The organism is Arthrobacter sp. BC5 (assembly GCF_056680255.1).
This window is the reverse complement of sequence record NZ_CM155273.1, coordinates 1893718-1916718: the sequence shown is the minus strand read 5'-3', so window position 1 is coordinate 1916718 and position 23001 is coordinate 1893718. Positions and strand designations below refer to the sequence as shown.

The following is a 23001-nucleotide window of genomic DNA, read 5'->3' as shown; positions in this document are numbered from 1 at the left end:
AGGAGACGCAATGGATTCAGGAACCACACGCCGGGGTGCGTCCTTGTACGGGTCGTCCGAGACGGCTCCGGCCCGGGCCACCCAGGACCGCATCGACATCCCCGAATTCGCTCCCAGCCTCCTGCCCTCGGGGGATATCCGTCCGGACCGCTTCCTGGACCGTGAGATCAGCTGGCTCGACTTCAACGCGCGTGTCCTCGAGCTGGCGGAGGATCCCGAGCTCTTCCTCCTGGAGCGGGTCAACTTCCTCTCCATCTTCGCGTCCAACCTCGACGAGTTCTTCATGGTGCGCGTCGCAGGGCTCAAGCGGCGCATCGCCACGGGCCTCGCCGTCCCCTCCGCGGCAGGGCTGAGTCCCATCGAGCAGCTCGAGAAGATCATGCAGGACGGGTACCGGCTCCAGCAGCGGCATGCCGCAGTCTTTGCAGAGCACATCCGCCCGGCTCTCGCCGAGGAGCAGATCCACCTCACCTCGTGGGACGAGCTCGACCAGACCGCACGCGCGGAACTCCACAAGATCTTCGCCGAGAAGGTCTTCCCGATCCTCACGCCGCTCGCCGTCGATCCTGCGCACCCCTTCCCGTACATCTCGGGCCTGTCCCTGAACCTCGCCGTCGTCGTCCGCAACCCCATCAGCGAGAAGGAGCTGTTCGCCCGCGTCAAGGTGCCGGACCAGCTGCCGCGCCTCATGTCCGTGGACGGACCCCGTGCCGGCAACGTCGCGGGCCGGATAGCGCGCTTCATCCCCCTCGAGGAAGTCATCGCCGTCCACCTGGACCAGCTGTTCCCGGGCATGGAGGTCCTCGAGCACCACCTGTTCCGCGTCACGCGCAACGAGGACCTCGAGGTGGAGGAGGACGATGCCGAGAACCTCCTCCAGGCCCTCGAGAAGGAACTGCTGCGCCGCCGCTTCGGCCCGCCCGTACGCCTCGAGGTGACCACGGACATCAACCCGAGCATCCGGGCCCTCCTGTCCCGGGAACTCGGTGTCGAGGAGGACGAGGTCTACAACCTCCCGGCCCCCCTGGACCTGCGCGGGCTCAGCGTGATCGCGGGGATCGATCGCGGCGACCTCCACTACCCGAAGCACGTCCCGCACACGAGCCGCCACCTCAACGAGAGCGAGACGTCGAAGGCCGCGAACGTCTTCGCGGCGATGCGCCGCAGGGACATCCTGCTGCACCACCCGTACGACTCGTTCTCGACATCGGTCCAGGCGTTCCTCGAGCAGGCCGCCGCCGATCCCAAGGTGCAGGCGATCAAGCAGACGCTGTACCGCACGTCGGGCGACTCCCCCATCGTCGACGCCCTGATCGACGCCGCCGAGGCGGGCAAGCAGGTGCTGGCGCTCGTGGAGATCAAGGCCCGCTTCGACGAGCAGGCCAACATCTCCTGGGCCCGCAAGCTCGAGCAGGCCGGCGTCCACGTGGTCTACGGGATCGTGGGTCTCAAGACGCACTGCAAGCTCTCGCTCGTGGTGCGGCAGGAGATCGACGGCCTGCGCCGCTACTGCCACATCGGCACGGGCAACTACCACCCCCGCACGGCCCGGTACTACGAGGACCTCGGCCTGCTCACAGCCAACGAGCAGGTGGGCCAGGACCTCTCCCGCCTCTTCAACCAGCTCTCCGGCTACGCCCCCAAGTCGACCTTCAAGCGCCTCCTCGTCGCGCCGCGCTCCGTCCGCTCCGGCCTGATCGACCGCATCGAACGGGAGATCGCGAACAAGCAGGCGGGCCTCGCCGCGCGCGTGGTCATCAAGGTCAACTCGATGGTGGACGAGGCGATCATCGACTCGCTCTACCGTGCCTCGCAGGCGGGCGTGAAGGTGGACGTGATCGTCCGCGGCATCTGCTCGGTGCGCCCGGGGGTCCCGGGGCTGAGCGAGAACGTGACGGTCCGTTCCGTCCTGGGACGGTTCCTGGAGCACTCGCGGGTCTTCGCCTTCGCGAACGGCGGCGATCCCGCCGTCTTCATCGGTTCCGCGGACATGATGCACCGCAACCTGGACCGCCGCGTCGAGGCACTCGTCCAGCTCAGCGCGCCCGACGACATCTCCTACCTGATGACCCTCATGGACCGTTACATGAACCCGTCCGTGTCCAGCTGGCACCTCGACGAGACGGGCTGCTGGACGCGGCACCACAAGGACGACGACGGCGCTCCCCTCGAGGACATCCAGTCCTGGCTCCTGGCCTCACGGGCCCGCCAGCGAGCGGTATCGCGCCGCTGATGGCCGCCCCCACGAAGGACGCCACCGCCGGCACCACGCGGAGCGGCGACGCCACCGTCGCCGCTGCCGGAACGCTCTGCTGGCGGATCGAGAAGGGCCTGCTCGAGGTCCTGGTCATCCATCGTCCCCGCTACAAGGACTGGTCCTGGCCCAAGGGCAAGCTCGATCCGGGGGAGACGACGCCGGAGTGTGCCGTCCGCGAGACCTTCGAGGAGGTGGGGTTGAGCGTCAAGCTCGGGATCCCGCTCGCCACCATCGCCTATCCGGTGTCCTCCGGCGAGAAGGTGGTGCACTACTGGGCGGCCAGGACCGAACGCCTGATCCCCACCCCTGACGGCAAGGAGGTGGACCGGGTGCAGTGGGTGTCGCCGGAGAGGGCGCGTGACCTGCTGACGAACCCGTCCGACGTCGAACCCCTCGACGCCCTCGTCGAGGCGCACCGCTCGAAGGACCTGCAGACGTGGCCCCTGATCGTGGTGCGGCACGCCAAGGCCAAGCCGCGGTCCTCGTGGAGCCAGGCCGAGGGCGAGAGGCCCCTCGCGGCCACCGGACGGCGGCAGGCCATCGCGGTGAGCCGCCTCCTGCAGGCGTGGAACCCCGAGCGGGTGGTCAGCAGCCCCTGGGTGCGCTGCGTCCAGACCATCTCCCCCTACGTCAACCAGCGCAGCGCGAAGCTCAAGCTCGTCGACGCCCTGACCGAGCACGATGCCGCCCGCAAGCCGGGGCGCGCCAGGACCGCCGTGGAGAGGACCTTCGACAAGCGCCGGTCCGTCGCCGTCTGCACGCACCGTCCGGTGCTGCCGCTCGTGTTCTCCGTCCTGGGCGACCACATGACGAGCACCCTGCGCCGACTGCTTCCCACCGAGGATCCCTACCTCGCGCCGGGCGAGGCCGTGATCTGCCAGGTGAGCAGCACGAACCAGGGGCGGATCGTCTCGGTGGAGCAGTTCCGCGCCTACGACGACTGATCGCGAGGGCCGACGGGGATGATCGGTCGGCGTAGTTTCACCGCCGGTGCTGCCGCCGTTCATGCCGCGTTCACGCCCGCTGCGTACTCTCTGGACGAGACGCAGGGACCAGCACCAGGGACGGGAACACAGCAATGGCCGATGTCAGGGGCCTCGTACGGGGGCTTGCACCGCACGAGATCGAGGAGATACACGGCATCGGGCCCGCAGGGCCACTGACACCGAAGCTCCTGCACGCCATCGACCGTGCAGCCGGCGGACCCGGCGAGGGCCGCGGCTACTACGTGTACGGCACGCCCGCCGATGCCGACCGGCCCCGTCCCTTCGTGCTGCGCGAGGACGTGTGCGCCGAGCTGTTCGGCCTCCGCACCTAGGCACCATCTGCGGCGCGGTCCCCCGTTGATCCTGCCCGGGCACGCCCTCCTCGGGGAGGATAGCGGGATGGATCCCTTCCAGCGGGCAGCAGGCGCGGTAACGGTACCGGCCGGACCAGGAGCGGACGTCCTGCTCCGGCTGCATGGCACCGGACCCCAGGGCACCGGCACGGGATCGGTGCTGCCTCCGGTCGCCGCCATGTCGCTCGTCCTCGACGACGTCGAACTGGCTCGCGCCGCGCGCCTGACCGACCCCGCCCTCTCCGAATCCTTCATCGCCGGACGGTACCTGCTGCGCGCGCTGACAGCCGAACTGCTCGGCGTCCGGCCCGGCCGCCTCACGTCCGGCTTCACCTGCCCGCGATGTGCCCGGGCCGGCAGGTCGGACCATGGACGGCCCGGGTACACCCTCGACGGCGGGGTGCTGCCCGTGGCGCTCAGCCTGTCCCGCGCCGGCCAGGCCGTCCTGCTCGGTGCCGTGGACCTGCGCGGTGACGGCCCGGGCGTCGGCGCCGGGATCGGGATCGGAGTCGACCTCGAGAGGGTGGCGGACGTGGGGTTCGACGGGTTCGACGACGTCGCGCTCACGCCCGGGGAGCGGTCCTCCCTCCAGCGGTTGCCGGCGGCACACCGGGCTGCTGCGCGGGCACGCCTCTGGACGCGGAAGGAGGCCCTGGTCAAGGCCCTGGGCACGGGTTTCACCGATCGGGGCCCGAGCGGGATGGAGGTTCTGGCGGACGGGAGGATCACCGACGTCATGGGGGTCGAGGGTGTGCTGCTCCGGACCCTGGGGCTCGCGGCCGCCGTCGCCGTCGTCCCCGCGCCTGCCGGCTGACTGCAGCCCCGCCGGAGAGTGCCGGCCCTGCCGGAGAACGCCGGCCCTACCGGAGAGTGCCGGCAGCGAGGACCGGGAGCCCGCCATGGAGCGCCGTGGGCCCGTCAGAGGGCGGGGAGTTCCTCCGCGAACAGCCAGGGGGACAGCAGCGCTTCGGCGCCGATACCGTCGAGCATCCGGGCGGCGAGCGCGATGAAGTCCGGCGTGGTCACGGAGCCGAACCGGCACTCCTCCGACCACGAGCGCAGGAGACCGAAGAAGCCGTCGTCGCCGGCGGCCTTCCTCAGCGCATGCAGTGCCAGCGCGCCGCGCTTGTAGACGCGGTCGTCGAACATGTCCTGCGGCCCCGGATCCCCGATGACGAGGTCCTGAGGTTCCCGGGCGAGACGCTGGTGCGTGGACCGCGCGTGCGCATCGGCCGTCGTCGCACCGCTCGCCTCGGACCAGAGCCACTCGGCGTAACAGGCGAAGCCCTCGTGCAGCCAGATGTCCTGCCAGCGGGCGGCCGTGACCGCGTTGCCGAACCACTGGTGTGCCAGTTCGTGGGCGATCAGCCGCTGCGCATCCCAGCCCTGGTCGAGGTGGTTGCGGCCGATGATGGACAACGTCTGCGCCTCGAGCGGGATCTCCAGCTCGTCGTCCGTGACCACCACGAGGTACTGCGGGAACGGGTAGGGGCCGAAGCGCTCCTCGAAGGCGGCCATCATCTCGTGATGGCGAGCGAGGGCGATCCTCGCCGCGGGTGCAAGGGCCGCGGGCACGGCCGCGTACTGCGGTACGGGGCGTCCGGGCCGGCGCGCGGCGACATGCCCGGGCAGGCTGACGGCCGGCTGTGCGGGGTCGTTCAGCGCCACGAGGTCGTAGCGGCCGATCTGCACGGTCGCGAGGTAGGTGGCCATCGGCTCCGCCTGCTCGTAGACCCACGTGGTGCGGCTGGACTTGGCGATGCGCGAGACCAGCACACCGTTGCAGACGGCGCGGTAGCCGGCGTCGGTGGTCACAGTGAACCGGTAGCGGCCCTTCCGGGACGGGTGGTCGTTGCACGGGAACCAGGACGGCGCTCCGGTGGGTTGGCCCGCCACGATGACGCCGTCGGTCAGTTCCTCCCACCCGACCTCCCCCCAGGTGCCGGAGATGGGCGCCGGGTTGCCCTCGTAGCGGACGTCCAACCTGAACTCGGCGTCGTCGGGCACAGGGTCGCGGAAGCCGATCACGAGCTTGCCGCCGCGATCCCTGAAGGACCGCACGCGCACGGTGTCGGACGTGACCTTCGTGGTCCCCAGCCCGCGGAGGTCGAGCTGGAGCTCGTGCAGTTCGCGATGGGCGGTCATCGTGAGCACGGCGCGGCCGGACAGACGGTTGCTGGCGAGCTTGTAGTCGAGCGTGAGGTCGTAGTGCTGGACGCTGTACGCGGTGCTGCCATTGGCCGGGGTGTAGGAATCGGGCGCCGAACCGGTGGGGCTACTGCTCACGCATCGTCCCCGGTCCGGCCCACGAGCTGACCGGGTTGCCCATCCAGTAGCTTCCTGCGGGGACGGTCTCGCCGCGCATCACGAGGGATGCCGGGCCCACGGTGGCGCCTGCAGCGATCTCCGCAGCGGGAAGGATCACGCTGTGCGGACCCAGGGTTGCGCCTGCGGCGAGCTCCACGGTGTCCATGCTCATGATCCTGTCATGGAAGAGATGGGTCTGCACCACGCAGCCACGATTGACGGTGGAACCATCGCCGAGCGTCACGAGGTCCGCCTCCGGCAGCCAGTAGCTCTCGCACCAGACGCCTCGTCCGATCCGCGAGCCGAGCGCCCTCAGCCACCAGACCAGTGCCGGCGTGCCGCTGGCCGCCCGGGCGAACCACGGCGCGCTCACGCTCTCGATGAAGGTGTCCACGACCTCGTTGCGCCAGATGAAGGAACTCCACAGCGGATGCTCGCCCGCAGGGATCCGCCCCACCAGCAGCCACTTCGCGATCACGGCGCTGCCCGCCGCGACGGCCCCGAGGGCCATGAACACCACACCGCTGAGGAGCGCTGCGACCGCATGGCCGGCCTCCAGGGCCAGGGCGTCGAAGATCACCAGCGCGCCCGCCGCGATCATCACGGTGAGGATGACCGGTACCACCCGGCACAGTTCCCAGAAGGCACGGGCGGCCTTCAGCCTCCGCGGGGGCTGGAAGGTGCGGCTCTGGTCGCCCGTCACCGCGAGGCGGCGCAGGCGCGACGGCGGGCTGCCCAGCCAGGAGCTGCCGGCCTTGGCCTTCGCCGGCGTGGCCGAGAGTACGGCGACGAGCGAGTTCTTGGGTACGCGACGTCCGGCGGACGTCATGCCCGAGTTGCCCAGGAACGCGCGCCGGCCGATCTTCGCGGGGGCGATCCTGAGGTAACCGCCGCCGAGTTCGTAGGAGGCCACCATGGTGTCGTCGGCGAGGAAGGCGCCCTCGGCGATGGTTGTCATCTTCGGGATCAGCAGCACGGTGGATGCCTCGACGTTCCGGCCGACGCGCGCCCCGAGCAGCCGGAGCCACACCGGGGTGACGAGGCTCGCATAGAGCGGGAAGAGGAGATCCCGCGCCACGTCGAGGGTGCGTTCGGTGGCCCAGATCTGCCATCCCATGCGGCTGCGGGCGGGGTAGTACCCCTCGCGCAGGCCCACGCCGAGCAACCGCACGGTCGCGAGAACGAGGAGCGCGTTGACCAGGAGCCAGAGGACCGCGGCGAGAACGACGGGACCGGCGAGCGTCGGCCACGCGGCGGAGAGCGACGGAGCACCGCGGAGGGCGGCCGCCACGGGCAGGGACGCGACGACGGCCGAGATGAAGGGAATCAGGGCCAGGGCACCCGAGGCTCCCGCGAAGGCCAGGAAGGCCATCCGTGCGTGCAGCGGCGATCGCGATGGTGGAGCGTCGGGCCAGTCCTGCTTGGCCCGACCCGCCCGGACGGCGGGCGAACCGGAGAACAGCTGGCCGGCCTCGACCGCGCCCTGCACCGCGGAGCCGGGCGCCACCTCGGCCCCGGCGCCGATCCTCGACCCCGGCATGAGGGTGCTGCGGGCGCCGACCACCGCGCCTGCTCCGACGTCGATGGCTCCGATGTGCACGTGGTCACCGTCGATCCACCAGCCGGAGAGGTCGACCTCCGGCTCCACGGAGGCTCCTGCCCCGAGGGTGAGGAAGCCCGTCACGGGCGGCACGGAGTGGAGGGCGACGTCGGGACCGATCCGCGCACCGAGGGCCCGCGCGTACACGGGCACCCAGGGGGCGCTCGCGAGGCCGACGGCGCCGACGCTGTCCGAGATCTGCTCCGCGAGCCAGAGGCGCAGGTGCACCTTCCCCGAGCGCGGGTAGACGCCCGGCTGGACGTCGCGGAGGAGGATCCTGGCGGCGGCGACGGACAGTGCCATGCGGCCGAACGGGCTGACGAAGACGAGCCAGGACGCGGCGACCCAGGCCCACGGCAGCGCCGGAGCCGCCGTCAGGACGTCCAGGCCGGCCAGGAGGTTCGTGGCGATCATGGCGTAGGTGAGCCAGCGCATGCCCGCGAGGAACTGGAGCGGGATGCCAATGGCGGTCTGGAAGACCTGTGACTTCCGGGCGGTACGGCGCACAGAGCGGACAGGGGCGGCGGGTTGCTCGCCGCCGTCGCCCGTGCTCGCCGCGAAGGCCGCGAGCGCGCCGAGCCGCGGATGCGCGTAGATGTCCGCGACGGTGATCACGGGGTAGCGCGCGCGGATCAGGGACACGAGCCGCGCGGCTGCGAGGGATCCGCCCCCGTGCAGGAAGAAGTCGGCGTCCTCGTCGGCCGGGACGGTGCCCAGGACGGCCGACCACTGGTCGGCGATCCACTGCACGCGTGGGTCGAGGTCCTCGAGCGCCGTCGCGTCACCGACTTCCCCCATGCCGGCCAGGGGCCAGGGCAGCGCGTTCCGGTCCACCTTGCCGCTGGTCTTGGTGGGCAGTGCGTCGGTGACGGTCAGGAGTGGGACGAGGGCCGCGGGGAGCTGCTCGGCCAGCAGGGCACGGAGGACCGGTAGGTCGGGTGTGCCGGCGGCCGCGACGAGGTATCCGACGAGCAGCTGGTTGCCCGAAGGCGTGGTCCGGACGGCGGCGGCCGCGCCGGCGATCCCGGGAAGGCCCTGCAGAGCGGCGTCGACCTCACCGAGTTCGATGCGCCGTCCGCCGAGTTTGACCTGGTCGTCCGCCCGGCCGATGAAGACGAGGCCGGCAGCCTCGAGCTTCACGAGGTCGCCCGAGCGGTAGGCGCGGTTCCAGCCGAGCGTCGGCATGGGCGCGTACTTCTCGGCATCCTTCGCGGGGTCGAGGTAGCGGGCGAGGCCCACTCCCCCGATGATCAGTTCGCCCACGGCTCCTTCCACCACAGGGACGCCGGATTCGTCCACGACGGCGAGGTCCCAGCCGTCGAGCGGGAGGCCGATCCGAACAGGCCCGTCACCCCCGAGACGTGCGGCGCAGGCGACGACGGTCGCCTCGGTGGGACCGTAGGTGTTCCACACCTCGCGGTCGTGCACGGCGAGGCGCTGCGCGAGTTCCGGCGGGCAGGCCTCTCCGCCGAAGATCAGGAGCCGCACGTTCTCGAGCGCGTCGGCGGGCCACAGGGCGGCGAGTGTCGGCACCGTGGAGACGACGGTGATGCCCCGGGCTATCAGCCAGGGGCCGAGGTCGACGCCGGTCCGCACGAGCGCGCGGGGCGCCGGGACGAGGCACGCGCCGTAGCGCCAGGCCAGCCACATCTCCTCGCACGAGGCGTCGAACGCCACGGACAGGCCTGCCAGTACGCGGTCCGCGGGGCCGATCCGCTCCCGCTGCAGGAACAGACGGGCCTCGGCGTCGACGAACGCCGCCGCGGAGCGGTGCGTGACGGCCACGCCTTTCGGAGTCCCGGTGGACCCGGAGGTGAAGATGATCCAGGCGTCGTCGTCGGGAGTGGGTTCCCCTCCGATCCCCCGGGCGGGCCCGGCGGGGGTGAGCACCAGGCCTTCACCGACGACGACGGCGGCCCGGGACTCGGCGAAGACGACGTGCGCGCGCTCGTCGGGGTCGTCGGCGTCGACCGGCACGTAGGCCGCGCCCGCGGTGAGCACACCGAGGATCGCGATGTAGAGCTCGTTGGTGCCCGAGGGCAGGCGGACCCCGACGGTATCGCCGCGTCCCACTCCTGCTTCCCGCAGTGTCCCTGCGAACGCCTCCGCGGCGGTGACCAGCTCCGCGTAGCTGAGCGCGGAGGCGCCGTCGTCGAGCGCGGAGGCGCTCGGATGCGTCCTCGCGGTGGCGTGCAGGATGTCGAGGAGCGTGCGGGGCGTCGGCGCTAGCCCGGACGCCCCGAACTGCGCGGCGTAGGGCGCGGTGGTGGTCTCGGGCGAGGGGATGGTCACGGGGGGAGTCTTCCGGTGGAAAGTGAACGGAAGGTGTCGCAGGTAGCGCCCGTCCACTGTTCCGGCGAACTCTACCGGGGTCCTAGACTTGACGGGGTGAGCACCCCCATCCCCACCCCGTACGAGGATCTGCTGCGCGACGTGATGGCGAACGGCGCAGCGAAGAGCGACAGGACGGGCACCGGGACACGCAGTGTCTTCGGCCGGCAACTGCGCTTCGACCTCAGTGAGTCCTTCCCGCTCATCACCACGAAGCGCGTGCACTTCAAGTCCGTGGCGCTCGAGCTGCTCTGGTTCCTGCGCGGTGATTCGAACGTCCGCTGGCTGCAGGAGCGGGGCGTGTCCATCTGGAACGAGTGGGCGGACGACGACGGCGAGCTGGGCCCGGTCTACGGGGTCCAGTGGCGCTCGTGGCCGACCCCCGATGGTGGGCACATCGACCAGATAGCCCAGGTGGTCGAGGCCCTGAAGAGCGATCCGGATTCCCGCCGCCACCTCGTCTCCGCGTGGAACGTCTCGGAGATCGCCGACATGGCTCTGCCGCCATGCCACGTGTTCTTCCAGTTCTATGTGAGCCCGGGGGCCGACGGCGGCCCGGGAAAGCTCTCCTGCCAGCTCTACCAGCGGTCCGCCGACACCTTCCTCGGCGTCCCCTTCAACATCGCGTCCTACGCCCTGCTGACGCTGATGGTCGCCCAGCAGACCGGCCTCGAACCCGGTGAGTTCATCTGGACCGGCGGTGACGTCCACGTGTACGACAACCATGTGGAGCAGGTCACCGAGCAGTTGTCCCGGGAGCCATACCCGTACCCGCGGATCGAGCTGAAGCGGAAGCCCGCCAGCATCTTCGACTACACCCTGGAGGACTTCGACGTGGTCGGCTACCGGCACCACCCCACCATCAAGGCCCCGGTGGCGGTATGAACGAAGCACCGTCGCACCCCATCCTCAGCGTGCCCGACGCCGTCGGGTCCGGCCCCGTGATCGGCATGATCTGGGCGCAGACCGAGGACGGCGTGATCGGCAGGGACGGCGGCATCCCCTGGCACGTGCCGGAGGACATGGCGCACTTCAAAGCCACGACCACGGGACATCCGGTCATCATGGGCCGGCGCACGTGGGAATCCTTTCCCACGAAGTTCCGTCCGCTGCCGGACAGGACGAACATCGTCATCTCGCGCTCGGCCGAGGACCTGCCGGGCGCCGTCGTCGTCGCTTCGCTCGACGCCGCCCTCGAGGCCGCCCGCGCGAGCCCGGGTGCGGAGGAGATCTGGGTCATCGGGGGCGGTCGTGTCTACGCCGACGCCATGGCCCGGGCGAACGCCGCCCTGGTCACCGTCGTCGAGTCCACCGCGGAGGGCGACACGCTGGCCCCTACCCTCGGACCCGACTGGGCGCTGGCCGCACTCACGCCCGAGAGCGGCTGGCTCGAATCGACGAGCGGTACGCGCTACCGCATCAGCCTCTGGGCGAAGCAGGACTAGGATGGCGGCGATGGGCAGGTCTCCCCATCGCTGGAAGAGCCAGAGCCGCCTAGGCTCGATCACGCGCGGCCCCGACCACGGGGGCGGCTGAACAACTGGGGATGGTCATGTCGGACGTCTGGGGATCCAACCCTGCACAGCTGCGCGAACTGGCACGGCTGTGCGCGCAGGGTTCCGCCACGATCACGGCGGCGAGCGCCGCCATCACCTCCTCCCTCAACAACCCCTTCCTGTGGAAGGGGGGCGACGCCGATCGAGTCCGCGGCCAGTGGAACGGCTCCATGCGGTTGCAGGTCTTCGCCGCGACCGATGCGCTGGAAAAGGTGTCCGCCGAACTGCTCGGGCACGCCGACGAGCAGGATACGGCGAGCGGGGAGGACGGCGGTGCCGCCCTCCCACCCGGACCGCTGGGCGGTCCGGGTGGCGGGTCTGGAAGCTCTGGCCCCGAGGATCGGCGGAATCCCCTCGCGGCGGGATGGGAGGGCTTCACCGAGGGGTGGAACGCCTACAACACCGTCAAGGCGATCCCGAACATGCGTGCTGGACTCTACGACTTCGTGAGGATCCGGGCACTGGGAGGACCATGGACGGATGCAGCCTTCGCATCCCTGAGGAGTTCCGACGCCTTCAGCGGCGTGTTCAACGCATCCTCGGACCTCTTCGACGGCAACTTCCACGTGGCAGCGGGGCTCGCCGAGGGTACAGCTGCCTTCCGGAACTTCCAGATCCTGGGCAATACCCTGGGCGGCATCGGCATAGCCGTCGACGTCGTCGACATGGGTATGGACCTCTCCGACGGCGATTACGGTGGTGCCTTCTATTCCGGCGCCAAGGCGGTCCTCGGCGGCCTGTCGTTCGCGCCTCCGCCCGTAGGCACGGCAGCCATGGTGGCCAGCGGGGCGCTCGCCCTGTACGACAACGTACCCATCGTCCATCACACCGTGAACGCCGTCGGTGGTGCCATCGCCGACGGCGCCACAGCAGCGGCCGGTGTCGTCGCAGATGCTGCCGACGCAGTCGGTGACACACTGTCCGACGGCGCAGAGGCCGTCGGTGACTTCTTCGGATTCTGAGAGCAAGGACAGGAACATGACGGACACGATCCCTGACCGCGCGGGCGCCGGCCCATCCCCCGCGGCACCCGACGCCATCGGCTTCGGCTACGCCGAGCTGGCCGCACTCCTGGCGATGCGACCAGGACCGATATCGACGGCGAGCGCCGCAGCGCTCCGCATGACCTCGGAGGCAGCAGACGGCGAGGTGCTCCGGGCGGGCGCGTCATCGCTCGTCGCGCACGGTCTGGCGACGGTGGGTGAGGAGCGTGAGCTGATCGTCGGCGGCGCTGTCGCCGCCGTGCTCACCGCTCTCTCGGAGGCCGAGCGACGTGTCGACGTCGCATTGCTCACGCCGGGTGAATCCGGCGACAGCGTCCTGCAGGTCGAATCGTCGGACATCTCGATCCTGCTGCAGCCCCGCGCCTACTTCTGCTGGTTCGCCATGGCGCAGGATCCCGCGCTGACAGGAGCGCAGGCTCTCCTCGCGATGGTTTCCGCCCATCTCGGATCCACGGCGGGAGGCGGTGCCAGCGTCTACCGCCGGGAGACACCCGAGAAGGGCCGGTTGCTGGTGAGGAAGGACGCGACGGGCTGGACCATCGGCTACACGTACGGGGGGATCGACGAGATCGAGCAGCGCGCCGGGCTCGACGACGACGCCCTGCTGGCCGAGCTGTCGTCCGTCCGAGGAGACTGACGTGGTGTACGACGCTGCTCGCCGGCGACGGGACGACGCGACGACGGCCGAACACGAACGTCTCGTGCGTGAGACCGGGCAGATCCGACGGCTGTCCCGCGCCCAGGACGGCGAACTGGTCAGTTACCTGCCGGAGGAGTACGGCAACGGGCGGGTGGGCATCGGACCGAAGCTCACGACGGCCCGCGGTTACGTGGTCTTCGTGTGTCTCGCGTCTCTCGTGACTCTCGGCACCGTCGGCCTGATCGCGTCCCTCTACTTCAGGGACATACCGGATCCGCCGGCTTTCGTCTGGGTCATCCCCCTTCTGTTCCTCGGCGTGACCGCGCTGTTCACGCGGTACATGCTGATCGAGATCCGCGCCGACCGACTGCGCAGGGAACGCGGGTTGCCGACACCGTCGCGATCGCCCTATTAGGCCGGGCCGGGTCATAAAGATGAGCGGCTGGAGCGCCGCCGCCTAGACTGGACGGCATGACTTCAGCACCTGATAGCTCAGCCCTGCCGTCCGTCGGAATCGTCGGTTGGCGCGGGATGGTCGGCTCGGTCCTCATGCAGCGGCTCCAGGACGAGGGCGATTTCGCGCGCATCAACCCCGTCTTCTTCTCGACGTCGGCCGCCGGCGGTGCCGCGCCGTCGTTCGCCGAAGGCGCCGGCACGCTCCAGGACGCGTACGACGTCGAGACGCTCGCCAAGTTGCCGATCATCGTGACGGCGCAGGGCGGGGACTACACCGCCGAGGTCTACCCCAAGCTGCGCGACGCCGGCTGGGCCGGCCTCTGGCTCGACGCTGCGTCCACGCTGCGCATGGAGCAGGACAGCATCATCGTGCTCGACCCCGTCAACCGGTCCGCGATCGACGCCGGGCTCGCGAACGGCGTCCGCGACTTCATCGGCGGCAACTGCACCGTCTCCTGCATGCTCATGGGCCTCGGCGGGCTCTTCCGCAACGGGCTGGTGGAGTGGGGCACGTCGATGACCTACCAGGCGGCCTCCGGTGGCGGCGCCCGGCACATGCGGGAACTCCTCAACCAGTTCGGTGCGCTTCACGGCACGGTCGCCATGAACCTCGAGGACCCGGCCTCGGCGATCCTCGACATCGACCGGGCCATCCTCGCGAAGCAGCGGCACCCGAGCCTCGAGGCGAGCCAGTTCGGGGTACCTCTCGCCGGCTCGGTGATTCCCTGGATCGACAGTGACCTCGGGAACGGCCAGTCCAAGGAGGAGTGGAAGGCCGGAGCGGAGACGAACAAGATCCTCGGCACCGGCAGCCGCATCCCCTTCGACGGTTTGTGCGTCCGTGTGGGTGCCATGCGTTCGCACTCGCAGGCGCTGACCCTGAAGCTCACGCAGGACCTCCCCGTGAGTGAGATCGAGTCGATCATCGCGGCGGACAACGAGTGGGTCCGGGTCATCCCGAACACGAAGACCGACACCCTGGCGGGCCTGACGCCGGTCGCTGCCACGGGCTCACTGGACATCCCGGTGGGACGTATCCGCAAGCTCGAGATGGGCCCCGACTACATCAGCGCCTTCACGGTGGGCGACCAGCTGCTGTGGGGTGCGGCCGAGCCGCTGCGCCGGATGCTGATGATCGCAACGGGGAACCTCTAGGCCTCCACCGCTGCCAGCGGGCGCGGCACTCTGCGCGGCCACCTGGTAGATCAAGGCGATGACGACATCGCGGGGCCGCACGCTGCTGCCGTTGGACATCTGATCGAGGCGCAGGAACGCCTCACCGCTCTTCCGCACCGGTACCGACCCGGGTTGCTCGGGGTCGGGATGTCGTAGCGGTGGATGTGCAAGCTGTCGCGCCGGCTGGTCGAGAGCACGCGCTCCAGGGACTGGCGCATGGTCCGCGCGCAGAGCGTCCTCGGACTGCAGCGGGTTCTCGGGGTAGGACTCGAACGCCCGGTGCCGACGACGTCATGCATGCCGTACCGGTCGCCCCTGCCACTGCCGTGTTGACGTCCAGGATGACGACGTCCGTGCTCCGCCCTTCCACTCCCCTGTTCCGCCATTCCCGTCCTCCTCGCCCACGACCATCCCACCAGCGAGCCGGGCCGGCCACGTGCAGTCGGACGACCATCCGACGCGGCCAGTATTCCGGGCCTTCCGTCGGCACGTCCTGACTCGCCGCACGGCGGACAAAAGGTCGGTGCCCGGCGGAAGGATGTGCGCATGGACCCCGTGAACGCAGACACCATCCTCAAGCGCTTCTTTGCGTGCAGCGGCCACGTGCGGCACCCGGAGAGCCTCCTGCGCTACGAGCGGGTGCAGTGCCACCTCCGGGACTACCTTGAGCATGTCGCCGTCACCCGTCTCGCGACCGCTGACCGCGCGTTGCTCGAGCTGGAGCGACAGTTCGGCACGGCAGAGCCCTTCGTTCAGGTGATGGGTGCCCGGGAGCTGCTGCATGCCCTGCCGGACTTCCTTGCAGCCCCCCATCTCCTTCCCGACTTCCACGACCGTCTTGCCCAGATCAGCGTGGCCTCCCGCCTGGCGCAGTGGCTGTGCTCGCGGCGGCTCGTGCAGCGCGAGGACAGCTGGGGCGACGTCGTCCTCACGCGCGCCGCCGCTGAGCAGGCACGGCGCTCCGTCGCACTCTAGGAGGACTGCGCCGGGACGTTGGCACAGGTAGGTGAGTGAAGACGGGGCTGTCCGGTAGACGGTGTCCGGGGCCGGGTGGACCGCGCGTGGCCGTGCAAGGTGGGGCCCGTCGTCCTGCGCGACCTGTCGTGGTGCGAGACGTGTCATGGTGCGAGACCTGTCGTGGTGCGGGCTGGGCGGTGCTCAAAGGGGTCGACCTGTTCTGGCCGGGGCGATGAAGGCGGGCCGGAGCTTTTCACGCGGTGGTTCCGGGAGGGGCTGGTGTGTCCTGTCCCGTTCTGGCCTGTTCTGGCGTGTTCTGGCGTGTCATACCCGGGACTGCTGTGTTCCGGCGGGGTGGGTGGTTGGCGGTCTGGGGTGGTCGTGGGGTAGCTGCTGGTGTAGCTGGTCGTGGGGTACTTGTGGTTGGTACTGGTACTGGTGCTGGCGGGGTGTTGGGGGGTGGACGGTTCGTCCGGTCTGCCGGTAGGTGTTGATGCGTGGTTGGCCGGCCCGGCCTGGGTGTCCGGGTGCGTGGAACCGGGGGATGCCGTGGCGGGGTTCGACGGTCCAGGTGCCCTGGTGGATGAGGTGGTGGTGTCGTGAGCACAAGAGGACACCGTTGCCGATGCTGGTGGTGCCGCCCCGGGACCAGGGGGTCATGTGGTGGGCTTCGCACCAGGGCGCCGGGATGGTGCAGTCCGGGAAGGCGCAGCCCTTGTCCCTGGCGACCAGTGCCCGGCGCAGGTGCGGGGGGAAGAGGCGTCGGGTCCGTCCGACGTCCAGGACCTGTCCGGCGCCGCCGAGGACGACGGGGATGATGTCCGCGTCGCAGGCCAGTTTCCGGATGGTCCTGGCGCTGACCTGCCCGGCGAAGACCGCGTCTCCCGGGCGCTGGCCCGGCCGGAGGGTCCGACCGGTGAGGTCCTCGGTGAGGTCCTTGTAGTCGATGGTCACCATCACCTGGGGCCGGTGGCCGCCGGTGGCGGGAAGACCCTGCGTGCTGAGGGCGATCCTGCAGGCCGCGACGAGTCCCTCGAGCAACGCCTGAGCCCTCGTGGCCCCGCCCGCACCAAGAAGCCGACCCGAACCAGCACCCGCGACTGCACCCGATGCCGGGTCCGATCCTGAGCCTGGGTCCGATGCTGCACCCGATGCCGGGTCCGATGCGTCGACTGTCGCTGGTTCCGACCTGGTGGCACTGGTGGCACTGGTGGTGTTGGGGTGGGGTGGGAGGGTGCGGGGGTTGGCGGTGGCGTTCATGACGGTGGTGAGGTGTTCGAACTGTTCGTCGGTCGCGCCGATCTCCAGGACGTGCAGTCCGTGGCGGCGGCCCTTGAGGAAGACTCCCTGCCGTGCGTGGAGCACTTTGTCCGTGGGTTCCTGTCCGTCCTGGTCCAGCACTCCCTCCCAGCGTCGGGTCAGGACCCGGAGGATGTCCTCGTCGGACTCCACGGCCTGCCGGGTGAGGTGGTCCTCCATCGATTCGGTCTGCTCCGGGGTCGCGAAGGAGTGCACCCGCGCCAGGGCCTGGGCGATGATCGTCGCGGCCCGACCGCTGATCAGGCACCCCTCCATGGCCGCACCCAGGGTCTCCAGCCGGGCCGGGATCGCCGCACCGGTCGGGGACGGCCCGGGGAGCAGCGCCTCAGCAAGACCCAGCCGCCGTTTCGCCTCGCTCCGACTGATGCCCAGGGTCGCCCGCAGGAATTCCGCACAATCCCCGACTCCATCCCCAGCCCGCCCCGCCAACCCCGAAGACCCGGCACCCAAGGACATAGCGCTGGTGTTTGAGGAGGCCGTGTCCGAGGAGGCAGTGTCCGAGGAGGCGGTGTCCGAGGAGGCGGTGACGCGGGGTGCGGGCCCTGCTCCGGAGTGGTGTTCCTGGGCCAGGCGGGCGGCAAGGACCTGCAGATGGTCCACGATCCTCGAGGCCTGTTCGACATCGACGATGACCTGCAGCGCTTCCTGTCCGGACAGCATCCGGTGGTGCCCGCCCACGTCCCGGACGCACTCGGTGAGGGCAGCGCACGCCGCGCCCACCGCGTCCAGGGCACTGGAGGTCTGCGTGAAGCGCTCGAGCGGGGCGATGACCATACCCCGATTTTATCGAACATGTGTACTAACCACGAGGGAGACAGGGCATTGTGGAGGACAGGACAACACCCCTATCCACATACCCACGCCCACGGGGACTCCCTCGAAACCGCAGCCCGGCCGAACCCGCCAGGCACGGCCTCATGGCGCCCCTGTCCCCGCCCGACAGCCTCGGCTAGGGCAGCCCCCTGAAGGACGGGCCCCCTGCAGGACAGGCCCCTCGGCAGGGAATCAGGTCAACAGGTCCTGCAGGCTCGGAAGCGCCGATTGGTGGGACCCGGGGAAAAAGCTCAGAGCTTGCAGTTGATGAGCAGCGGCTCGGGTTCCAGGCGGATGCCGAAGGACCGTTCCACGCCGTCGCGCACCAGCCGGGCAACCGCCAGCAGGTCCGACGCCGAAGCGCCTCCCCTGTTGGTGACCGCGAGGGTGTGCTTGGTCGAGAGGGACGCACGCCCGCCCGCCGCAGCCCGGCCGTCGTCGTCTCCGAGGCCGAAGCCCTTGGAGAAACCGGCGTGTTCGATCAGCCAGGCCGCGCTGAGCTTCACCCGACCCTCCGTCCCGGACGGGTACCGGGGAGCGTCCTCCGGCAGGCCCTCCGCCACCTCCTGGGCGACGATGGGGTTGGTGAAGAAGGATCCTGTGCTCCAGGTGTCCGGATCGGGGGCGTCGAGCACCATGCCCTTGCCGGCCCGCAGCTTCAGCACCTCGCGGCGCACGTCGTTCACATATGCCCGCGCCCCCACGTCGATCCCGAGTGCCCGCGCGAGCTCCACGTACTGTATCGGCGTGCTCATGCGCCCCAGCCCCAGCTGGAACTCGACCGAGAGCACCACATAGCGCGGGGATCCGTCGACGGTGGTGCGCTTGAGGAGGGAGTCCCGGTAGCCGAACTTCAGTTCGAAATTGGTGAAGCTCCTGATGCTGTCCGTCTCTCGGTCGTACGTCCGCACCGTGGCGATGGTCCGGGACACGTCCGAGCCGTACGCACCTACGTTCTGGACGGGTGTGGCGCCCGTGGAACCGGGGATGCCCGAGAGTGCCTCGAGGCCCGAGAACGCATGCATCACCGTGTACCTGACGAGCTCGTCCCAGTCCTGGCCGGCCTGCACCTTGACCATGACGCCACCGCACGTGGCGTCGTCGTCGTCGACCGTGAAACCCGTCGAGGTGATGTGGACGACGGTCCCCTCGAAGCCGTCGTCCCCGATCAGCAGGTTGGATCCCCCGCTGAGGATCAGCAGCGGCTCACCAGCGGCATCGGCGGCGCGGACCGCCTCGACGATCTCCTGTTCGGTCGAGGCCTCCACGAGCGTGCGTGCGGGTCCTCCCACGCGCGCCGTGGTGAGGTCCGCGAGACGCGTACCGGTCAGGGGGGCCGTCATGGCAGCTTCACCACGGCCTGCGCCTTCACGAGGACCTTCTGCCCTGCGAACGTGACCGTGAGGTCGATACGCGCCGTCGATCGCCCGGTGTCGATCGCACCGACCACCCCGGTGACCTCCACGACCGCTCCGGGCTCGCCCGGCTGCGCCGTCGTGTCCTGGACGACCACGGGCTTGGTGAAGCGCGTCTGGTAGTCGACGACGGCGGCCGGGTCGCCGGCCCAGTCGGTCACGAGCTGGACGGCGGCCCCCATGGTGAACATCCCGTGGGCGATGACGCCGGGGAGACCGACGCCCTCCGCGAACGACTGGTTCCAGTGGATGGGGTTGAGGTCACCCGAGGCACCGGCATAGCGCACGAGGTCCTGGCGTGTGATGCCGATGGTGGTGGAGCCGATCTGCCGGCCCACCTCGAGGGTGGAAAGCGATACTGCCATGGCTACTGGTCCTCTCCGCGTACGAGGATGGACGACGTCGACGTGGCCGTCGGCACGCCGTCGACGGTCGAGATCTCGGCGCGCGTGGTGATCATCGCTCCCCCGCCCATGGCCCGCACGGAGTCCACGTGCAGTTCGGCGACGAGCTGGTCCCCGGCGATGATGGGGCGGTGGTGGATGAAGCGCTGGTCGGCGTGGACCACCCGGGTGAAGTCGATACCGGCACTCGGGTCGCTGATCAACCGGGCGTCGGCACGCTGGGCGACGATGATGGCGAAGGTCGGCGGGGCCACGAGGTCGGCATGGCCGAGGGAAACGGCGGCATCGACGTCGAAGTGCGCCGGGTGCGTGGCCTTCACGGCGCGGGCGAAGTCGCGGATGGCCTCCCGGCCCACGGAATAGGTCTCTCCTGCGAGGTAGCTGCGCCCCTGCAGGTCTGGGTCGATGGTCATGGATCCTCCGGTGGAAGCGGCGTGGGAGTAGGCGATGGATCGCGTGCGGTGTCGAGCGGCGAGGAACTGCGCGAGGCTCAGCGCCTGTCCTTCACGCGGCGTCGGACGTCGCGCGAGCGGACGACCAGGCCCGCGAGGTGGCACACCATGCCGACCACGATGATCGGGATGCCGGTGAGGACGAGGGAACGCTGGTCGGTGGCGGCACCGACCACCGCGACGAGGATGCCGATCGCCGTGGTCACGAGTGCGGAGACCACCAGCTTGCGGTAGAGATCCGAGCCGGTCTCCCAGGGCGTATTCAGCATGGTTCGATTCTACTGCCGGCCGCGGGGCGGTGAATCAGAAGAGTGCTTCCTGGACGGTCGGGACGGGAGTGCTGAAGTCGCCGAACCGCAGCCGCCGACCCTTGAGCTGCGCGAGATCGGCGACGAAGACGAGGTCCGTGCCGTCGATCGTGACCAGGGCCGACGGGCCGAGGACGGCGCGGAGACTGAATCCGTGCCGGCCGACCCCGAGGAACTCCGGGTAGGGCTGCAGACCGCTGTGCCCGAGGACGGCGGAGGTCGACGGCGGCGGCTCGAACTCCTCGTGCACCACCTCGAAGCCGTCGATCCCGAGCCCGCCCCCGAGCAGTCCCCGGACCGCCAGCGCGAAGCCGTCGTTGATGTGCTCGAGCTGCGCCGGGGGCAGCGGCGTGCACAGGGACGCCGCCTTCGTCGCGGATCTCACGGCCTGCTGCAGGCCGACGGTGCGGGTCACCTCGTCCTCCAGGATCCGGACCACCCGCCCGTCCTCGGCGAGCGCGACGAACTGGGCCGCCACCGCGCCCTGCTCCACGAGCCGTGCCCGCTTCCTGGGGTGCGAGGCCGTGCCCACCTTGGTCGAGCCGTCTGCGAAGGTCGCGACGTACAGCCAGTGGGGCTGGTCGAGGTAGCGCTTCAGCCCTGCGGGGGCTATGCCGGATCGGTGGATGTCATGCATGAAGCGCACGTCGTCCTGGGCGAAGCACCGCGCGCACTGGTAGCCGCGTTCCGCCGGCGACTGATCGGCGCACGGCGCCCACGTGCGGTCCTCGCGTCCGTGGACCCGATGAAAGCCGAGGCAGTACTTCCCCTCCGCCGTGACCTCGAAGGCGAGCCTCGTACCGGGCGCGAGCAGGACGTCGTGCCGCCCCTCGCCCTCCCGGCCGGGGCCTTCGGGTCCGTGCGGCGCCGGAACCGCCCGCAAGGACAGGGCAGGTCCCGAGGCGTGCCAGGTCACGCCGCTGCAGAGATAGGTGGGTCCCACCCGTCCAGCGTAGGGGCACCGACGACGACGGCGGGCTGGGACGGCACCGAAGGGGGTCCGCCCGCGTCGGCCCCTCCGCGCATTCAGGGTCGCCGGACCCTGTTGCCGGCCGTGGACGTCCGGCACACTGGTTCGCACCACTCCGCGTTCCACCGAGAGGCCGGACGCCTGACGACCAGGAGGACACCGCCATGGAAAGTGACGAACGACCCGGGACAGTCCTGTCCGACGACGAGTCGTGGGACGTGCTGAAACGCTGTCGGTACGGGCGCCTCGCCATGAGCGTGCTGGGCGAGCCGGACATCTATCCGATCAACTTCGTGGCGCACGACGGGTCGCTGTTCATGCGGACGAATCCGGGCACGAAGCTGGCCGAACTGACGGTGAACGAGCGGGTCGCCTTCGAGGTGGACGAGGTGACCGATGACGAGGCCTGGAGCGTGGTGCTCAAGGGCACGGCGAGGGTGATCGTGTCGCAGTCCGAGGTGGACGAGGCGGACAAGCTACCGCTCACCCCCTGGATCCCGACGCGGAAATACACGTACGTCCAGATCACGCCAACACACATCCACGGCCGCCACTTCGAGTTGGGCGAAGAGCCGGAACGCTACTGACGGTGGTCAGGTGGGAGGGCCTGCGCCGCCCGCCAGCACGCGGCTGAGGTCGTACGCCGCCGGGATGTCGAGCTGGTCGAAGGTGCAGGACTGCGGCTCGCGGTCCGGCCTCCACCGTTCGAACTGGACGGTGTGGCGGAAGCGGTCGCCCTCCATCTGGTCGTACCGCACCTCGACCACGCGGCGTGGGTGCAGCCGGATGTAGGACACGTCCCTGGCCGAGGCGAAGCGGTTGCGGTCGGTCGCACCGAGTTCGGCATCGCCGTCGTCGTTGCGCATCACATCGGCATCCAGTTCGTCCACGAGTTCGAGCCTGCGCTTGTCGGAGAACGCCGAGACGCCCCCGACGTTCCGCAGCTCGCCGTCGTCGTCGTACAGGCCGAGCAGCAGGGAGCCCACGCCCTGGCCGGACTTGTGCACCCTGTAGCCGAGCAGCACGGTATCGGCGCTGCGATGGTGCTTGACCTTGAGCATGCGCCGCTTGTTGGGCTCGTAGCCCGCCGCGAGGGGCTTCGCGACGACGCCGTCGAGCCCGGCCCCCTCGAACTCCACGAGCCAGCGCCGGGCGAGCTCGACGTCGTCCGTGACCTGCGACAGGTGGACCGGCGCGGAGAAGGCCTCCCCGATGCCCTCGAGCGCCATCCTGCGCTCGCTGAAAGGCATGCCGGTGAGGTCGTTGTCGTCGATCGCGAGGAGATCGAAGGCCACGTACGACGACGGCGTCTGCCCGGCCAGGAGCCGTATCCTGCTCTCGGCCGGGTGGATGCGCTGCGACAGCGCCTCCCAGTCCAGCCTCTCCGCGCCTGGCTCGCCCTGCCGTGCCACGATCTCCCCGTCGAGGACGCAGCGCTCCGGGAGATTCTCGAGCAGGGCGTGCACGAGCTCCGGGAAGTACCGCGTGAGCATCTTCGAACCCCGGCTCCCGATCTCGCAGGAGCCGTCCTCGATCCTCACGATCGCCCGGAAGCCGTCCCACTTGGGCTCGTACACGAGCCCACCGGGAACGCTGTCGGGTTCGGGCACGGAGTCAACGGCCTTCGCCAGCATCGGCTGGACGGGGAACGGCAGGTCGGTCATGTCCCGATCCTGTCGCACGGGACCGGCGCTTG

General features: G+C 70.0%; 21 protein-coding genes. 12 read left to right on the top strand and 9 right to left on the bottom strand.

Annotation, left to right across the window (positions count from 1 at the left end):
- Positions 1-10: 10 nt before the first annotated feature.
- From AC1MFI_RS08880 to AC1MFI_RS08865, 4 genes are all read left to right on the top strand, one after another.
- Positions 11-2233: an RNA degradosome polyphosphate kinase gene (locus tag AC1MFI_RS08880; protein WP_479816235.1), complete on the top strand. Its 2223-nt coding sequence runs from the start codon at positions 11-13 to the stop codon at positions 2231-2233.
- Positions 2233-3201, top strand: a complete 969-nt coding sequence (locus AC1MFI_RS08875; protein ID WP_479816233.1) for an NUDIX hydrolase — start codon at positions 2233-2235, stop codon at positions 3199-3201. Before AC1MFI_RS08880 ends, AC1MFI_RS08875 begins: the two co-directional genes overlap by 1 nt.
- Before the next feature lie 134 nt (positions 3202-3335).
- The gene (locus tag AC1MFI_RS08870; protein WP_479816231.1) at positions 3336-3575 is read left to right on the top strand and encodes a hypothetical protein; all 240 of its coding nucleotides are present in this window, start codon (positions 3336-3338) and stop codon (positions 3573-3575) included.
- Between the two features lie 67 nt (positions 3576-3642).
- Complete coding sequence (locus AC1MFI_RS08865; RefSeq protein WP_479816229.1) at positions 3643-4410, top strand: 4'-phosphopantetheinyl transferase family protein; 768 nt, start codon at positions 3643-3645, stop codon at positions 4408-4410.
- Between the two features lie 104 nt (positions 4411-4514).
- Here AC1MFI_RS08865 and AC1MFI_RS08860 read toward each other — a convergent pair whose 3' ends face one another.
- Positions 4515-5882 carry a M1 family metallopeptidase gene (locus AC1MFI_RS08860; RefSeq protein WP_479816226.1) on the bottom strand — a complete coding sequence of 456 codons (1368 nt, stop codon included), beginning with the start codon at positions 5880-5882 and terminating at the stop codon, positions 4515-4517.
- Positions 5872-9795 carry a Pls/PosA family non-ribosomal peptide synthetase gene (locus tag AC1MFI_RS08855; RefSeq protein WP_479816224.1) on the bottom strand — a complete coding sequence of 1308 codons (3924 nt, stop codon included), beginning with the start codon at positions 9793-9795 and terminating at the stop codon, positions 5872-5874. Before AC1MFI_RS08855 ends, AC1MFI_RS08860 begins: the two co-directional genes overlap by 11 nt.
- Positions 9796-9939: 144 nt before the next feature.
- Here AC1MFI_RS08855 and AC1MFI_RS08850 point away from each other — a divergent pair, with 144 nt between their 5' ends.
- The 7 genes from AC1MFI_RS08850 (at position 9940) to AC1MFI_RS08820 (ending at position 15641) form a co-directional block, all read left to right on the top strand.
- On the top strand, positions 9940-10719 hold the full coding sequence (locus AC1MFI_RS08850; RefSeq protein WP_479820834.1) for a thymidylate synthase: 780 nt from the start codon (positions 9940-9942) through the stop codon (positions 10717-10719).
- Complete coding sequence (locus AC1MFI_RS08845; protein ID WP_479816222.1) at positions 10716-11279, top strand: dihydrofolate reductase; 564 nt, start codon at positions 10716-10718, stop codon at positions 11277-11279. The genes AC1MFI_RS08850 and AC1MFI_RS08845 overlap by 4 nt, the downstream gene beginning before the upstream one ends.
- A 107-nt stretch (positions 11280-11386) precedes the next feature.
- Positions 11387-12352 carry a hypothetical protein gene (locus AC1MFI_RS08840; RefSeq protein ID WP_479816220.1) on the top strand — a complete coding sequence of 322 codons (966 nt, stop codon included), beginning with the start codon at positions 11387-11389 and terminating at the stop codon, positions 12350-12352.
- Between the two features lie 16 nt (positions 12353-12368).
- Positions 12369-13031, top strand: coding sequence for a hypothetical protein (locus AC1MFI_RS08835; protein WP_479816218.1), 663 nt, complete (start codon positions 12369-12371; stop codon positions 13029-13031).
- A gap of 1 nt (position 13032) precedes the next feature.
- A complete protein-coding gene (locus AC1MFI_RS08830; RefSeq protein WP_479816216.1) occupies positions 13033-13449 on the top strand; it encodes a hypothetical protein in 417 nt (138 codons plus the stop codon).
- A gap of 56 nt (positions 13450-13505) precedes the next feature.
- Complete coding sequence (gene asd, locus AC1MFI_RS08825) at positions 13506-14645, top strand: aspartate-semialdehyde dehydrogenase (protein ID WP_479816214.1); 1140 nt, start codon at positions 13506-13508, stop codon at positions 14643-14645.
- 567 nt (positions 14646-15212) lie between these two features.
- Complete coding sequence (locus AC1MFI_RS08820) at positions 15213-15641, top strand: hypothetical protein (protein ID WP_479816212.1); 429 nt, start codon at positions 15213-15215, stop codon at positions 15639-15641.
- Positions 15642-15947: 306 nt separating this feature from the next.
- On the opposite strand, the gene AC1MFI_RS08815 is transcribed toward AC1MFI_RS08820, so the two are convergent.
- The 6 genes from AC1MFI_RS08815 to AC1MFI_RS08790 all read right to left on the bottom strand — a co-directional run bounded on the left by AC1MFI_RS08815 (position 15948) and on the right by AC1MFI_RS08790 (position 21278).
- Complete coding sequence (locus AC1MFI_RS08815; RefSeq protein WP_479816210.1) at positions 15948-17717, bottom strand: DUF222 domain-containing protein; 1770 nt, start codon at positions 17715-17717, stop codon at positions 15948-15950.
- Positions 17718-18007: 290 nt separating this feature from the next.
- A complete protein-coding gene (locus AC1MFI_RS08810) occupies positions 18008-19099 on the bottom strand; it encodes a UDP-N-acetylmuramate dehydrogenase (RefSeq protein WP_479816208.1) in 1092 nt (363 codons plus the stop codon).
- On the bottom strand, positions 19096-19536 hold the full coding sequence (locus tag AC1MFI_RS08805; protein ID WP_479816206.1) for a MaoC family dehydratase: 441 nt from the start codon (positions 19534-19536) through the stop codon (positions 19096-19098). The genes AC1MFI_RS08810 and AC1MFI_RS08805 overlap by 4 nt, the downstream gene beginning before the upstream one ends.
- A 2-nt stretch (positions 19537-19538) precedes the next feature.
- Complete coding sequence (locus AC1MFI_RS08800; protein WP_479816204.1) at positions 19539-19988, bottom strand: FAS1-like dehydratase domain-containing protein; 450 nt, start codon at positions 19986-19988, stop codon at positions 19539-19541.
- 77 nt (positions 19989-20065) lie between these two features.
- Positions 20066-20296 (bottom strand): hypothetical protein, encoded by a 231-nt coding sequence (locus AC1MFI_RS08795; RefSeq protein WP_479816202.1) that lies wholly within the window; start codon positions 20294-20296, stop codon positions 20066-20068.
- Positions 20297-20330: 34 nt separating this feature from the next.
- Positions 20331-21278 (bottom strand): DUF2797 domain-containing protein, encoded by a 948-nt coding sequence (locus AC1MFI_RS08790; protein WP_479816200.1) that lies wholly within the window; start codon positions 21276-21278, stop codon positions 20331-20333.
- A 191-nt stretch (positions 21279-21469) separates the two neighbouring features.
- On the opposite strand from AC1MFI_RS08790, the gene AC1MFI_RS08785 reads away from it, so the two are divergent.
- Positions 21470-21892: a pyridoxamine 5'-phosphate oxidase family protein gene (locus AC1MFI_RS08785; protein ID WP_479816198.1), complete on the top strand. Its 423-nt coding sequence runs from the start codon at positions 21470-21472 to the stop codon at positions 21890-21892.
- Between the two features lie 6 nt (positions 21893-21898).
- Here AC1MFI_RS08785 and AC1MFI_RS08780 read toward each other — a convergent pair whose 3' ends face one another.
- Entirely contained in the window at positions 21899-22969 is a 1071-nt protein-coding gene (locus AC1MFI_RS08780; protein WP_479816196.1) for an ATP-dependent DNA ligase, read from the bottom strand.
- Positions 22970-23001: the final 32 nt, after the last annotated feature.

Excerpts from the sequence above, each read along its gene's own strand:
- AC1MFI_RS08805 (WP_479816206.1), bottom strand. The coding sequence starts at position 19,536 with ATGGCAGTATCGCTTTCCACCCTCGAGGTGGGCCGGCAGATCGGCTCC.
- AC1MFI_RS08780 (WP_479816196.1), bottom strand. The coding sequence starts at position 22,969 with ATGACCGACCTGCCGTTCCCCGTCCAGCCGATGCTGGCGAAGGCCGTT.
- AC1MFI_RS08875 (WP_479816233.1), top strand. The coding sequence starts at position 2,233 with ATGGCCGCCCCCACGAAGGACGCCACCGCCGGCACCACGCGGAGCGGC.
- AC1MFI_RS08845 (WP_479816222.1), top strand. The coding sequence starts at position 10,716 with ATGAACGAAGCACCGTCGCACCCCATCCTCAGCGTGCCCGACGCCGTC.
- asd (WP_479816214.1), top strand. The coding sequence starts at position 13,506 with ATGACTTCAGCACCTGATAGCTCAGCCCTGCCGTCCGTCGGAATCGTC.
- AC1MFI_RS08850 (WP_479820834.1), top strand. The coding sequence starts at position 9,940 with ATGGCGAACGGCGCAGCGAAGAGCGACAGGACGGGCACCGGGACACGC.
- AC1MFI_RS08880 (WP_479816235.1), top strand. The coding sequence starts at position 11 with ATGGATTCAGGAACCACACGCCGGGGTGCGTCCTTGTACGGGTCGTCC.
- AC1MFI_RS08795 (WP_479816202.1), bottom strand. The coding sequence starts at position 20,296 with ATGCTGAATACGCCCTGGGAGACCGGCTCGGATCTCTACCGCAAGCTG.
- AC1MFI_RS08865 (WP_479816229.1), top strand. The coding sequence starts at position 3,643 with ATGGATCCCTTCCAGCGGGCAGCAGGCGCGGTAACGGTACCGGCCGGA.
- AC1MFI_RS08800 (WP_479816204.1), bottom strand. The coding sequence starts at position 19,988 with ATGACCATCGACCCAGACCTGCAGGGGCGCAGCTACCTCGCAGGAGAG.
- AC1MFI_RS08835 (WP_479816218.1), top strand. The coding sequence starts at position 12,369 with ATGACGGACACGATCCCTGACCGCGCGGGCGCCGGCCCATCCCCCGCG.
- AC1MFI_RS08810 (WP_479816208.1), bottom strand. The coding sequence starts at position 19,099 with ATGACGGCCCCCCTGACCGGTACGCGTCTCGCGGACCTCACCACGGCG.
- AC1MFI_RS08785 (WP_479816198.1), top strand. The coding sequence starts at position 21,470 with ATGGAAAGTGACGAACGACCCGGGACAGTCCTGTCCGACGACGAGTCG.
- AC1MFI_RS08840 (WP_479816220.1), top strand. The coding sequence starts at position 11,387 with ATGTCGGACGTCTGGGGATCCAACCCTGCACAGCTGCGCGAACTGGCA.
- AC1MFI_RS08870 (WP_479816231.1), top strand. The coding sequence starts at position 3,336 with ATGGCCGATGTCAGGGGCCTCGTACGGGGGCTTGCACCGCACGAGATC.
- AC1MFI_RS08820 (WP_479816212.1), top strand. The coding sequence starts at position 15,213 with ATGGACCCCGTGAACGCAGACACCATCCTCAAGCGCTTCTTTGCGTGC.
- AC1MFI_RS08815 (WP_479816210.1), bottom strand. The coding sequence starts at position 17,717 with ATGGTCATCGCCCCGCTCGAGCGCTTCACGCAGACCTCCAGTGCCCTG.